9 protein-coding genes and 2 tRNA genes are annotated in these 13,673 nt (G+C 52.8%); 10 read left to right on the top strand and 1 reads right to left on the bottom strand.

The window, feature by feature from the left end; genetic code table 11:
• Positions 1-89 precede the first annotated feature (89 nt).
• The 9 genes from HRQ60_RS15890 (at position 90) to glmS (ending at position 11,709) form a co-directional block, all read left to right on the top strand.
• Positions 90-163: transfer RNA gene (locus HRQ60_RS15890), tRNA-Pro, on the top strand.
• A gap of 8 nt (positions 164-171) precedes the next feature.
• Positions 172-245 (top strand) — tRNA-Gly (locus HRQ60_RS15885).
• Between the two features lie 305 nt (positions 246-550).
• Positions 551-3,346 carry a phosphoenolpyruvate carboxylase gene (ppc, locus tag HRQ60_RS15880; RefSeq protein ID WP_172197166.1) on the top strand — a complete coding sequence of 932 codons (2,796 nt, stop codon included), beginning with the start codon at positions 551-553 and terminating at the stop codon, positions 3,344-3,346.
• A 364-nt stretch (positions 3,347-3,710) separates the two neighbouring features.
• Positions 3,711-4,280, top strand: coding sequence for an RNA polymerase sigma factor SigW (gene sigW / locus HRQ60_RS15875; RefSeq protein ID WP_172197163.1), 570 nt, complete (start codon positions 3,711-3,713; stop codon positions 4,278-4,280).
• 189 nt (positions 4,281-4,469) lie between these two features.
• A complete protein-coding gene (locus tag HRQ60_RS15870) occupies positions 4,470-5,090 on the top strand; it encodes a zf-HC2 domain-containing protein (protein ID WP_172197160.1) in 621 nt (206 codons plus the stop codon).
• A gap of 291 nt (positions 5,091-5,381) precedes the next feature.
• Positions 5,382-6,215, top strand: a complete 834-nt coding sequence (gene cdaA, locus HRQ60_RS15865; protein WP_172197157.1) for a diadenylate cyclase CdaA — start codon at positions 5,382-5,384, stop codon at positions 6,213-6,215.
• Positions 6,208-7,773 carry a CdaR family protein gene (locus HRQ60_RS15860; RefSeq protein WP_172197154.1) on the top strand — a complete coding sequence of 522 codons (1,566 nt, stop codon included), beginning with the start codon at positions 6,208-6,210 and terminating at the stop codon, positions 7,771-7,773. The genes cdaA and HRQ60_RS15860 overlap by 8 nt, the downstream gene beginning before the upstream one ends.
• 140 nt (positions 7,774-7,913) lie before the next feature.
• On the top strand, positions 7,914-9,254 hold the full coding sequence (gene glmM / locus HRQ60_RS15855) for a phosphoglucosamine mutase (RefSeq protein ID WP_172197151.1): 1,341 nt from the start codon (positions 7,914-7,916) through the stop codon (positions 9,252-9,254).
• Positions 9,255-9,876: 622 nt separating this feature from the next.
• Complete coding sequence (gene glmS, locus HRQ60_RS15850; protein ID WP_172197148.1) at positions 9,877-11,709, top strand: glutamine--fructose-6-phosphate transaminase (isomerizing); 1,833 nt, start codon at positions 9,877-9,879, stop codon at positions 11,707-11,709.
• 102 nt (positions 11,710-11,811) lie between these two features.
• On the opposite strand, the gene HRQ60_RS15845 is transcribed toward glmS, so the two are convergent.
• Entirely contained in the window at positions 11,812-12,222 is a 411-nt protein-coding gene (locus tag HRQ60_RS15845; protein WP_172197145.1) for a MerR family transcriptional regulator, read from the bottom strand.
• A 193-nt stretch (positions 12,223-12,415) separates the two neighbouring features.
• Between HRQ60_RS15845 and HRQ60_RS15840 the strand changes: the two genes are divergently transcribed.
• Positions 12,416-13,456, top strand: coding sequence for an NAD(P)-dependent alcohol dehydrogenase (locus HRQ60_RS15840; protein WP_172197142.1), 1,041 nt, complete (start codon positions 12,416-12,418; stop codon positions 13,454-13,456).
• The last annotated feature ends 217 nt before the right edge of the window (positions 13,457-13,673 follow it).

Genomic DNA, 13,673 nt, shown 5'->3' with positions numbered 1-13,673 from the left:
CTTAGCTCAGCTGGATAGAGCGTTTGACTACGAATCAAAAGGCCGGGAGTTCGAATCTCTCAGGGCGCGCCATTTTTACAAATCAATAACGGGATGTAGCTCAGCTTGGTAGAGCACCTGGTTTGGGACCAGGGGGTCGCATGTTCAAATCGTGTCATCCCGATTGCTTTTGCGGGTGTAGTTCAATGGTAGAACTCCAGCCTTCCAAGCTGGTAGCGTGGGTTCGATTCCCATCACCCGCTCCATTTTCTAAAAATAGAGACCGGAAGCGGTCTTTTTTGTTATATTCCCGGCGTTCTATGTGGACGCCATTTTGTTGTATATATTCGCTTTCTCTCTGCGCAGTTTTAAAGCGGGAATTCTTTATATCATACATAAATCCCTTCCGCTTTCATTCATAAATAAGTTCCTTGATCAGCTGGTTGTCTCCCGAAATACCGAGTCGCTTTTTCGCTATAAAGTGAAGATTTATCAAATGAATTGTTGTATGATGTGATGAAGATGTCATATCAGCAGCAAGCATGCGATGCAGACAGATAGGAGGAGTAAAATGACTGAACTGACGGTAACCGCGAGCAAAGGCAGTTCCAACAACCTGCTCAGACGCGATGTGCGGTTCCTGGGAAATATTCTTGGTGAAGTGCTTGTTCATCACAGCGGACAGGAGCTCCTGGACAAGGTGGAAAAGATTCGCGAACTGAGCAAGTCTCTGCGTGCCATCTACCTGCCGGACCTGCACGAAGAGTTTAAACGGGAAATTTATTCGCTCGATCCGGATATCCGGCACCAGGTGATTCGAGCTTTCGCCATTTATTTTCAGCTCGTCAATATTGCGGAACAGAATCATCGGATTCGCAGAAAAAGAGATTATGAGCGTTCTGCCGGTGAAGCCGCGCAGCCGGGCTCGATCGAAACCTCTGTTCAGCAGTTGAAAGAACAAAACTTCTCCCCTGAAGACGTAAAAGCCTTCCTGGAAACTCTATCGCTTGAACTTGTTATGACCGCGCACCCGACCGAAGCGGTACGCCGAGTCATTTTGGATATTCATAAACGTATCGCCGCCGACGTGATGCAGCTTGACGATCCGTCTCTGACTTTCCGCGAACGCGAACAGCTGCGCGAGAAACTTCTGAATGAAGTCATCACGCTGTGGCAGACCGATGAGCTGCGGGACCGCAAGCCGACCGTACTCGACGAAGTCAGAAACGGAATGTATTATTTCCACGAGACGCTGTTCCATGTACTTCCCGATGTGTACGGAGAACTGGAACGCTGCCTTGAGAAGTATTATCCGGGCCAGGACTGGCATGTTCCGAACTATCTGCGTTTCGGTTCCTGGATCGGCGGCGACCGGGATGGCAATCCTTCGGTTACCGCGAACGTAACTTGGCAGACTCTTCAAATGCAGCGCAAGCTGGCGATCCGCGAATACCATGCCATTTTGGTGGAACTTATCCATATGCTCAGCTTCAGCAGCAGTATCGTCCACGTGACGGACGAGCTCCTGGAGTCGATCGAACGCGACCGCGAGTCGGTTACGGTGGACGCGAAATCGAACTGGCATAACGACAACGAACCTTACCGCGTCAAGCTTACCTATATGATTCGCAAGCTCGACAACGTCTTGGATGAAGACAAAAAAGGCAAGCCGGAACGCTATGCCCATCCTTCCGAGCTGATCGAAGATCTCAAGATGATCGATCGCAGCCTCCGTTATCACCATGCCGATTATGTAGCGGATAGCGCAATCAAAAAGCTCGTTCGGCAGGTGGAATTGTTCGGTTTCCATACGGCAACCCTGGATATTCGCCAGCACAGCCAGGAACATGAGAAAGCCATGAGCGAGATTCTAGACAGCATGAACATTGTTTCGAACTACGGCGAGCTTTCGGAAGATGAGAAGATCGAGCTGCTGGTCGGACTTCTTGAAGATCCTAGACCTCTGACTACTCCTTACCAGACCTACAGTGACGGAACGGAAGAGTGTCTGCAGGTTTACCGAACCGTGTTTGAAGCCCAAAACGAATTCGGTCCGAACTGTATCGGCAGCTATCTGATCAGTATGGCGGAAGCATCCAGCGATATTCTCGAAGTTATGGTATTCGCCAAAGAAGTCGGGCTGTTCCGCAAACATGCCGACGGTAAAGTCGTTTGTACCCTGCAGGCGGTACCGCTGTTCGAAACGATCGACGATCTTCAGGCCGCGAGCGGCATTATGAAAAGATTGTTCGAAATCCCGGTATACCGCGAAGCGGTGGACGCGATGAACAATCAGCAGGAAATCATGCTCGGCTATTCCGACAGCAGCAAAGACGGAGGAACCGTTGCCGCCAACTGGGAACTGCGTGTCGCGTTGAACGAGATCACGGCCATGGCCAATCAGTACGGAGTCAAACTGAAATTCTTCCACGGCCGCGGAGGAGCACTGGGACGCGGAGGAATGCCGCTTAACCGCAGCATCCTTGCCCAGCCGCCTCATACGGTCGGAGCGGGAATCAAGATTACCGAACAAGGCGAAGTGCTGTCTTCCCGCTACTCGCTCAAAGGTATCGCGTATCGAAGTCTGGAACAAGCGACTTCGGCGCTGCTGACTTCTGTCGTAGCCGCTACGGATACTTCTTATATGGAAGAAGAACGCCAGTGGGAAGATATTGCGAGAAATATTTCCGAGGCTTCGCTGAATAAGTATCAGGATCTGATCTTCCGGGATCCGGATTTCCTGTCCTTCTTCAAGGAAGCAACGCCGCTGTCGGAAATCGGAGAATTGAATATCGGTTCCCGTCCTTCCAAGCGCAAAAACAGCGATCGTTTCGAAGATCTTCGTGCGATTCCTTGGGTATTTGCCTGGACGCAGGGTCGCTACCTTGTACCCGCCTGGTATGCAGCCGGCACGGGAATCCAGAGCTTCTATCAAGGAAAGCCGGAGAATCTGGAGACGTTGAAGCAGATGTACGAAAGTTTCCCGTTCTTCACTTCTCTGATCAACTCGCTGCAGATGGCGATTGCCAAAGCGGACCTTGTCATCGCGAAGGAATATGCATCGATGTACGGAGACGAAGAAAGCCGCAATCGGATCTTTGGATTGATCGAAGAAGAATTCCGACTGACCAAGCAGCTGATTCTCGATATTACCGGGCAGCAGGAGATTCTGGATAATGTTCCGGTGATCCAGGAATCGATCCGTCTGCGCAATCCTTACGTCGATCCTCTGAGCTATCTGCAGGTTCAACTGCTGAAAGAACTGCGCGATCTGCGGGATTCGGAAGATCCGGATGACCAGGAGCTGCTTCGCGAAGTTTTGCTGACCATCAACGGTATTGCCGCAGGACTTCGCAACACCGGTTGATCTCTTTTTTTCAAGTGCTGAAGGGTTTGCTCAACCGCGTCTTTTCCTTGGAAAAGACGCGGTTTTGTTTTGGGGAAATTGCGGGAGGCTCGCGAGATTTTTTTGTCCGAGGATGTCAAGGGTTGGAAGAAGTTACAACAGCAGTGTTGCTTTTTGACGCTGCATGAATTACGATTTGAACATACGCATAAAACGGCGGTTTTACGTTGTTTGCGCAGCTATTCGGCAGGTCCGACGATGCGAAGCATACGTTTGGAGACGCCGGATGGAATGCTTGCCTTAAAGTTGTTAAGGGGACTCCGGAAAAGAAGCGACAGGGCGCTTCAGGTTCCCGATTCAGCGGGCTTAGTCTGGGGGAGACACGGTGGACAATCTGGAAACGAGATTGGTGAAACTTGCGCTCAAAGGTGACCAGAGAGCTTTCGCCGAAATCGTTGATCTCTATAAAGATCGAATTTTTCATCTCGCCTATCGAATGTTAAGCAATCGTCACGAAGCGGAAGATGTGGTTCAGGAGACGTTTTTGCGCGTTTACCGCAATCTCGATCGCTATGATCCCGGCCAGAAGTTCTCGACATGGATCTACCGGATCGGGACCAACCTGAGTATCGACCGCCTTCGCAAAAGAAAACCTACATATTCGCTGGACGCTGAAATAGGCGATCAGGATGGAGCGGACGGTTACGCGCTCATTCCGGGCGATAACCGAACGCCGGAGAGCGAGTATATGATCTCCGAGACAAGAACGACGATTCACGAAGCAATCGACGGACTGCCTCCAAAGTACAAAACCGTGATGATTCTGCGGTATCTGCAGGAACTTTCCCTGCAGGAAATCAGTGAAGTTCTCGATATGCCGGTGACCACGATCAAGACTCGAGTACATCGTGGACGCGAATTTTTACGAAAAAAACTGGAATCGCCGCAGTACTGAGCGATTTCGGTTTTTTTATGTCGCGATGATGAAAATTTACGAATTCATGAACGTGTCTAAATAAATTTGAATTAAAGTGCGATTTTGTGGTTAACGGTTGAAACTATCACCGGCGCATGGCGTATTAAGTAGAGCATAATAAGGTCAACATGAGATTTTACCGAGTTTTCACGAAAGGATATGGCCCATATGGAATGCAAACAAGCCGTCTCGTTTATGCACGATTATCTGGATGGAGACCTGCCTACGGAGCAGGCGCGCGAATTAAAAAGTCACCTAGATGCCTGTCCGGAATGCCGAGCGGCCTTTCGAAGTCTCGAAGAGACGGAGATGATGCTGTTTGCTGCAAACCGCAAGATGGATACCGCAACCGTATCCGACGATGTAACCGATCGCATCATGAGCTTTCTTCCTCAGCCCAAAAAGCACAGTCCCGCATGGAATTGGGTGCGCAGACACCCTGCTTTGACCGCCGCGGCTGCGTTTATCCTTATTATGCTGGGCACATCGATCGGATTCTGGAACGCGGATACACAGCTTGTCGTCAAAGGCAGCGATCTCAATCGCGTTCAGGTTGAAGGGAATACCGTGATTGTTCCGGAAGGAACGGTTGTGACCGGAGACCTCACCGTAGAACGCGGTGAACTGAAGATCTACGGCGAAGTAGAAGGAAATGTAACGGTGATCGACGGATCCGCTTATCAGGCGTCTACGGCTCATGTCGCGGGCCAGGTAAAGGATATCGATCAGGCTTTCGACTGGGTCTGGTACAAACTGGGCAATATCTTTTCGGAAGTCGCCTATCGATAATCCGATCAGGCGAGATCCGGAAGCCTGTTTGGTCGGCCTGTAACTCTTGCAAAGCCTACATGTCCTTTCTGATCGCAGTAGAAACGCGGCGTCATCGTCCCTAGGGGCGGCGGCGCCTTTTTTGTCGAACAGGCAGTCAGCGGCTTGCAACAAAAGCATGAACGTTATAACCTATAGATATCAATCCGAACTATAATCCGGGCCGGCAGTCGGTTCCGAAGCTTGGACGGCCGGCGGACATACATAAATGCCAGCAGCCTGAGAGAGACGGAGATAACGGGGGCTTGGGCCATGATGGATTACTTTACCAACCTGAGTTGGACAGATACGGTCAAGGACGTCGTTGATGTCTTGATCGTTACTTATATTGTGTATCAATTGATTCTGCTGGTGCGCGGAACCCGGGCCGTACAGCTGCTGAAAGGTATTTTGGTGCTCGTCATTATTTGGGCAATTAGCAGTTGGCTCGATCTGTATACGTTAAAGTGGCTGATGGATCGGATGTTTACTTTTGGCGTCGTTGCGATCTTTATTATTTTCCAGCCGGAGCTGCGCCGCGGACTTGAACAGCTTGGACGGGGCAAATTTGTGGGCAGGAGCAGCGTCGATGAAGAAGAAGTGGGCCAGATGATCGGCGAGCTGATGAAATCCGTCACTTATTTGTCCCGGCGGAAGATTGGCGCTCTTATTGTTTTTGAAAGAAATACCGGGCTGAACGAATATACGGAGTCGGGGATTCCGATGAAGTCCGTGGTGACCTCGGAACTGCTGATCAACATTTTCACACCCAATACGCCTCTGCACGATGGAGCGGTCATTATTCAGGAACGCACGCTTTCGGCGGCGGCCTGTTATTTGCCGCTTTCCGAAAATCCTTTTATCAGCAAAGAACTCGGAACAAGGCACCGTGCGGCGATCGGGATTAGCGAAGTTGCAGATTCCGTTTCCGTCATCGTCTCGGAAGAGACAGGGCAGATCTCGCTTGCTCTCGACGGGAAGGTAGTGCGCGATATCAGCGAAGAAGCCTTGGTATCGAAACTGTACGAACTGCTGAAACCGAACCCGTCCGTAAGAGATAAGAAGGGCTTGTTCTGGAGAAAGAGAGGGGACGAGCCGAATGGATAAGTGGCTGGGCAACAATACCGCCGCCAAGATCATCGCGTTGGCCGTAGCCTTGATTTTGTGGGCGATGGTTCATGTGGATACCGATACCCCAACCATTACGCGCAATACGCAGGGAAACCAGACGATCGCGAACCTGGCCATCGAACCTTACGGGCTCGACGATGAAAAATATGTGCTGCAGTCCGTCGTACCTCAGCGGATCAGCGTCGAAGTGGCCGGCCAGCGATCACAGATTACTTCCCTGCTGCCAAGTACCGAATACCAGGTCAAAATGGATTTGAGCCGTGTAACGGAACCGGGCCAGTACACCGTGCCGCTTCAATTCGATCCTCCGGCGGGCGTAGAGCTGCTGTCGATCGAACCTTCCCGGGTAACCGTAACGATCGAAGAGAAGGTCACCCAGGAGTTTAATGCGGTGATTCTGACCACAGGTGTGCCTGCCGACGGGTTTACGGAGCTTGATCCCGTATTTGAAGAAGGAAATGCCGTAAAGGTCACCCTTCCCGAGAGCGAAATGAAGCAAGTGCAAAAGATTCAGGGCGAGATGAGTGTGGACGGAGCGAACGAAAGCATCTCGGGGCGGGTTAAGCTGGTCGCGTATGCGAATAACGGCGAGGTACTGGACGACGCGGTAATCACGCCGGCAGCTATCAAAGTCCAGATTCCGATTTCTTCCAACGTTTCGTCCGTCTCGTCGAAAACACTGCCTCTTAATGTGAGCTACAGCGGCGATTTGCCGGACGGGTTGGTTCTGGCGGGCGTAGAAGCCGGTGCCAACCAGGTGACGCTGTACGGACCCAAGGGAGTCCTGGAGGGAATGGACAGCTATCCTCCCGTTACTCTCGACTTGGGCGAAGTCAAAGCGGAAGGATCTACCCGTTATAAAGAAGCTTTGGCTGCGCCCGACGGCATAGAGCGTATCGAACCTTCTTCGGTTGAATTCACGGTCAATGTCGTACCGTTCGCAGAAAAAACGATTGAGAATGTACCGGTTGCCTTAACCGGACAAACCGCCGGTACCGATGCGAAAATCACCGATCCGGTGTCGGGGAAAATGAACGTAACGGTGAAAGGGGCTCCCAGCCGTCTTGCGGAGATTACGGCGGCCGATATCGGTCTGACAGCCGATCTCAGCGGGTTGAATGCCGGCTCGCACAATGTGCGCTTAAAAGTGGAACTTCCCGACTATATTCGGATGGATGAGGCTTCGGCTCCTTCTGTCACTGTGGAGATTGCGGCAGCTGCCGAAGAAACCAAACCGGATACGCCGGTAACGACCGAGCCCGACAACGAGACTGCCCCGCCTGCCCAAGGAACCGATGAACCGGTTGTCGAACCGGAACCGGCTCAGCCGGATCCCGAAGAAACGGTCGAGCCGAACGGGGAGACCCCCAACAATACCGAACAGCCGGGCGAGGTCGAGGAGACGCCTCCGGCGGACGGAGACGAACCGACGGCGCCTGAACCGACGGAGCCGACCGAAGAAGATCCGCAGGGCGGCGGAGCAATCGTACCGGAACCCGATCCGGAAACCGGCGGCGGAACAACCTCACCCTAAAGAAGACACTTAAGCCGCATGAATGATTATCATATTCGAATACGTCATAGAAGGACCTTGAACGGATTGTCTTTGCGGCATCGGAAGACACGGCTGAGGCAGTCAGGACGTTTTTGAAATAAAAGGAGAACGAGATTGATATGGGAAAGTATTTCGGAACAGACGGTGTACGCGGAGTAGCAAATAAGGAACTGACAGCCGAATTGGCTTATAAGATTGGCCGCTGCGGAGGTTACGTGTTGGCAGGTGAAGTCGAAAAACCAACTGTGCTGATTGGCATGGACACCCGGATTTCGGGTCTTATGCTGGAGTCTGCCCTGATCGCGGGTCTGCTGTCGATCGGTGCGAACGTGGTGCGGCTCGGAGTCGTCTCGACGCCGGCTGTAGCTTACCTCACCCGTACGATGAAAGCGGACGCGGGCGTTATGATCTCGGCTTCGCACAACCCGGTTGAAGATAACGGTATCAAGTTCTTCGGCGGAGACGGTTTCAAGCTGTCGGACGAAACGGAACTGCGGATCGAAGCCCTGATGGATGCCGAGACCGACGAACTGCCGCGTCCGGTAGGAGCCGGACTCGGAACCGTGACCCACGACGACGCTTCGAAGTTTGTCTACCTGGATTACCTGAAAACGACGGTACAGCAGTCATTCAAGGGCCTCAAGGTGGTTCTGGACTGCGCGCACGGTTCCGCTTACGAACTGGCACCGCGTCTGTTCCGCGAATTGGGAGCGGAAGTCATTGCTATCGGCGCCGAACCGAACGGTCTGAATATCAATGATCATGTCGGTTCCACCCATCCGGAAACGCTGCGCGAAGAAGTGCTGAAACACGGGGCGCAGATCGGTCTGGCTTTTGACGGCGATGCCGATCGTCTGATTGCCATCGACGACAAAGGCGACGTTGTGGACGGGGACTTTATTCTGTGTATCTGCGGCGATGCGATGAACCGTGCAGGCAAACTGAACGGCAGTACAATCGTGACAACCGTCATGAGCAATATCGGCTTCTACAAAGCGACGGAAAAGCTGGGTCTCAACACGCTGAAAACGGCCGTAGGCGACCGTTACGTGATGGAAGAAATGCGCAAAGGCGGTTATAACCTGGGCGGAGAACAGTCGGGACATGTGATCTTCCTGGATCACAATACGACAGGCGACGGCATGCTGACCGCTATCCAGCTGGTCGATACGCTTGCGGCGTCCGGCAAGCCGCTGAGCGAAGTGAAAACGATGATGCGCCAGTATCCGCAGCTGCTCGTCAATGTGCGTGTACAGGACAAACGCAATTACGAAGGCAATGAAGCGATTCTGGCGGCCGTTGAAGCTGTCGAACGCGAATTGGGCACCGAAGGCCGCGTCTTGGTTCGTCCTTCCGGTACGGAAGCGCTGATCCGCGTGATGGCGGAAGGCCCGGATGAGAACCAGCTGGACCGGGTAGTGGGCCAAATCGCCGATGTGGTGCGCAGCGAACTCGTTTAACGCCCTCCCGAAAACCCGAAAAACGCCCGAGTTGTAAACCGACTCGGTATGTCATATAATGTGGAGGTGCCCGCTTGCGTTCAGGCGGGCACCTTTTATGATTGCAAGAGGGACTGCATAAGTCCGACTTCTATACAGAGAGCGAGGATTGTGAGGTTGGGATTCAACAAGCGCCAGAGCTTGGGCGCCGGACCGGAACGCCGAAGGACGAAAGTCCGACGGGGATGAGCGGCTCAAGCTGACGAGGTGGAGGTGTTCGAAATATTCGGCGGGGACCTCCCGGTACTGCATCGAACCGTAAGCGAATCTCGAAAAACGGACAGGCGACTGGCCGCACAAACGAATTCGCGGGTGCTTAATCAACGGGCTTTTCGTGTGGCAGGTCCAAACACGAAAGCTTACACGGCGGACAAAAAGCGAGAAGCCGAGGCTTCAAAGCGTCCGTTTTTTGAAAAATCAAACGATCGGCGGGAGTAGTCTGCCTTCCAGAGAGCCGTCCGCCCAAATGGGACAGACGGCTCCCCAAGATGTTTTCTTTTCGAACCGTAAGCTTTTTTTGGTTTGGCCTACCGCTCAAGCTCGAAGATTTCAACCCAAATCATGAGCGGAGGAAATATATATTATGTGTGGAATCGTAGGGTACATTGGAGCGAGAAATACGCAGGACGTCCTGATCGAAGGTCTCTCTAAGCTTGAATACCGCGGGTATGACTCGGCGGGAATCGCCGTATATACAAACGAAGGTCTGCGTGTGACAAAAGCGCTGGGCCGTCTGGTCAACCTGGAAAACAAGCTGGAAACGGCTCCTTTGGTCGGTTCGGTCGGCATCGGACATACCCGCTGGGCAACGCACGGCAAGCCTTCGGATGTGAACTCCCACCCGCATACGGATGTCACGCAGAAATTCTCGGTTGTACACAACGGCATTATCGAGAACTATCTGGAGCTCAAAGACGAACTGATCGCAAGCGGCGTCGAATTCGTTTCCGAAACGGATACGGAAGTCATTTCCCACCTGGTGGCGCGCGAGTATAATGGCGACATCGTGGAAGCCGTCCAAAAAACGATCAAGCATCTGCGCGGCGCTTTTGCGCTTGGCGTGCTGACCGAATATGAACCGGATCGCATCGTAGCGGTTCGTCATGCAAGCCCTCTGATTATCGGAATCGGCGAAAACGAAAACTTCATCGGTTCGGATATTCCGGCCATCTTAAAGTATACCCGTAACGTTTTCATCTTGAACGACGGCGAAATGGCTCTTCTGACCCGCGACAGTGTCAAGCTGATGACGATCGAAGGCAATGCCATTACCCGGGAAATGACGTACATCGAATGGGACGCGGTAACGGCGGAAAAAGGCGGCTACGAGCATTTCATGCACAAGGAAATTCACGAGCAGCCTAGAGCTTACCAAGACACGATGCGCGGACGCGTAGACGAAACCGGCAAAAAAGTCGTGCTGCCGGACTTCCATATGACGGACGAGCAGATCAAAAATATCCGTAACGTACAGATCATCGCCTGCGGAACGGCTTACCATGCCGGCCTCGTAGGACGTACGGTACTCGAACGTCTGGTACGCATTCCGGTTGAAACGGATGTCGCTTCCGAATACCGTTACCGTTCGCCGATCATCACTCCGGAAACGCTGGTTATCGTGGTCAGTCAGTCGGGCGAAACGGCGGATACGCTGGCAGCTCTGCGCGAAGCGCATGCCAACGGCGCACACGTTCTGGCGATCACGAATGTAGTCGGCAGTTCGATCGCACGCGATGCGGATGACGTAATTGCCACGCTGGCCGGACCGGAAATCGCCGTGGCTTCGACCAAGGCGTATACGTCCCAGCTGATCGCATTCTACCTGCTGGGTCTGTACTTCGCGCAGGTACGCGGCACGCAGACGGAAGCTCAGGTAGCCGAGACGCTGGCGGCCATGCAGGCTCTGCCGGAGCAGGTTGAGTCGATTCTGGCCCGCGAAGGCGAAGCGAAAGTGCATGCGGAGAACTTCTCTTCCCAGAAGCACCTGTTCTTCATCGGACGCGGCATTGACTATGCAGCAGCTCAAGAAGGTTCGCTGAAGCTCAAAGAGATTTCGTATATCCATTCCGAAGCTTATGCAGCCGGCGAACTGAAACACGGTACGCTTGCCTTGATCGAAGACGGCGTGCCGGTTATCGCACTGGCGACCGAACAGGCCCTGATCGAGAAAACGGTCAGCAACATCAAGGAAGTCAAAGCCCGCGGCGGCGTCGTTCTGACGATCTGCTACGAAGAAGATGCGAAAGAACTGATGAAGTCCGTCGATTCGGTATTTACGATTCCGAAGACACTGCCGCTTCTTACCGCTTCGCTGTCCGTGGTCGCTCTGCAACTGCTGTCCTACTATGCTTCCCTTGCTCTTGGCCTGGATGTCGACAAGCCTCGTAACCTGGCGAAAAGCGTAACGGTCGAGTAGGAAATCGGCTCAAGCGTACTTTCTCCAAACCAATAAATCAATAGACAAAAGGACGCTCCGGTGAATAACCGGGGCGTCCTTTTTGTTGTTCCAGGCTGTACGTTATCGCGGTTGAGCGGCCCAATTGTCTTTGTGCACGTCTTCCGTGCCGGCCTCCAACGCTTCCTCGTAATAGGCACATTTATGTTCGATCACTTTCATCGTTTCGACCAGAGCGGCCATATGGGCTTCGACCACCGCTTTGCGTTCCTGGAACATGTCGTGGCGCTGCTGCAGCGTCGAGTCGCCTTCGGAGCACCAGTCGATGAATGTCTTGATTTCCTTGATCGGCATGCCGGTCGATTTGAGGCAGTCCACAATTTTGAGAGAGGCGATATCGGATTCTTTGAAAAAGCGCGTGCCACTGGCGCTGCGTTCCAGGAAAGGCATCAGCCCTTCTTTGTCATAATAGCGCAGGGCGTAGGGAGTCAGGTTCAGGACTTTTGCAGCCTGGCCGATCGAGTAGGTTTTCATGGGATTCTCCTGTCTGTACAAGCTCGACTTAGAGTTAACTCTAGCTTGGGGTCTGATCGAAATCTTATCATCGGGCCGCAGAGATGTCAAAGCAAATGCCCTTCACGAAAATTACCGCTTGACTTAGAGTTAACTGTAAGGTTTAGCATGGAGTCAGAACCAATTCCATTACCCACATCACAGGAGGTTTTTTATGATAACCGCGAATGCAAAAGCTGTCCATGGAGCGGACCAGCCGTTCACAAGCACCGAAATTGAACGTCGGGATCTGAAAGCCCAAGATGTACTGATCGAAATCAAATATGCAGGAATCTGTCATTCCGATATTCACAGCGCACGCGGCGAATGGGGACCTGTTCAATATCCGTTTGTACCGGGACACGAAATTGCCGGAATCGTATCGCAGGTCGGACCGGAAGTCACCAAATACGCGGTCGGCGACCGGGTCGGCGTTGGCTGTATGGTCGATTCCTGCGGCAAATGTGCACATTGTCACGACGGCGAAGAGCAGTACTGCGAAGAAGGCATGACCGGTACGTACGGATCGGTCGATCGCTACGGCCAGTACACACAGGGCGGCTATGCGACGCACATCGTAGTTACGCAGGACTTTGTTGTCCGGATTCCGGACGCGCTGGAACTTGACGCGGCGGCTCCGCTGCTGTGCGCCGGTATCACGACGTACTCGCCTCTGCGCCACTGGGGAGCGGCTCCCGGCAAAAAGATCGCTGTCGTGGGTCTTGGCGGTCTCGGACATATGGCGGTCAAATTGGCACATGCCATGGGCGCCGAAGTGACGGTTCTGTCCCAATCCCTCAAAAAGAAAGAAGACGGCTTGAAGCTTGGAGCCAGCCATTATTATGCGACAAGCGACGAAGAAACATTCAAGACGCTGGCGAACTCGTTTGATCTGATCATCAATACGGTAAGCGCCAAGATCGATATCAACGCTTATCTGTCGCTGCTTGCGGTAGACGGTACGCTGGTCAATGTCGGCGCTCCTTCGGAGCCGCTGCCGGTTCAAGTGTTCTCGCTGATTCCGAAGCGCCGTTCGTTCGCGGGGTCTTCGATCGGCGGTATTCGCGAAACGCAGGAAATGCTGGACTTCTGCGCCGAGCACGGCATTAAGCCGGAGATCGAAGTTATTTCCGCCGACCGGATCGATGAAGCCTGGGAGCGCGTCATGGCTTCCGACGTCAAATACAGATTCGTGATCGATATTTCCACTCTGTAAAAAGTTCGCAAACCCCGACAACCTTATGCGTTGTCGGGGTTTTTTGGCATTAAATTTTTTTGTCCGAAAACTATCCAGAAGAATGAGAAAGCTGAAACGCCAACAAAAAACAAGTATAATGGAAGCGGGATTAAACTTACAAAATAAACCAGACAAGTGCTTGATCCCGTTAACAAAGGAGAGAAACGATTGAATATGTGCAGGTCCGATTCCGGCT

It is taken from the genome of Saccharibacillus qingshengii, assembly GCF_013185195.1.
GTDB classification, from domain to species: domain Bacteria; phylum Bacillota; class Bacilli; order Paenibacillales; family Paenibacillaceae; genus Saccharibacillus; species Saccharibacillus qingshengii.
The sequence above is the reverse complement of the archived record's forward strand: the minus strand, read 5'-3'. Positions and strand labels throughout refer to the sequence as shown.

What these genes read in the sequence shown, in the direction of transcription:
- glmM (WP_172197151.1), top strand. Translation starts at nt 7,914, where the DNA reads ATGGGAAAGTATTTCGGAACAGACGGTGTACGCGGAGTAGCAAATAAG.
- HRQ60_RS15845 (WP_172197145.1), bottom strand. Translation starts at nt 12,222, where the DNA reads ATGAAAACCTACTCGATCGGCCAGGCTGCAAAAGTCCTGAACCTGACT.
- glmS (WP_172197148.1), top strand. Translation starts at nt 9,877, where the DNA reads ATGTGTGGAATCGTAGGGTACATTGGAGCGAGAAATACGCAGGACGTC.
- HRQ60_RS15860 (WP_172197154.1), top strand. Translation starts at nt 6,208, where the DNA reads ATGGATAAGTGGCTGGGCAACAATACCGCCGCCAAGATCATCGCGTTG.
- cdaA (WP_172197157.1), top strand. Translation starts at nt 5,382, where the DNA reads ATGATGGATTACTTTACCAACCTGAGTTGGACAGATACGGTCAAGGAC.
- HRQ60_RS15840 (WP_172197142.1), top strand. Translation starts at nt 12,416, where the DNA reads ATGATAACCGCGAATGCAAAAGCTGTCCATGGAGCGGACCAGCCGTTC.
- ppc (WP_172197166.1), top strand. Translation starts at nt 551, where the DNA reads ATGACTGAACTGACGGTAACCGCGAGCAAAGGCAGTTCCAACAACCTG.
- HRQ60_RS15870 (WP_172197160.1), top strand. Translation starts at nt 4,470, where the DNA reads ATGGAATGCAAACAAGCCGTCTCGTTTATGCACGATTATCTGGATGGA.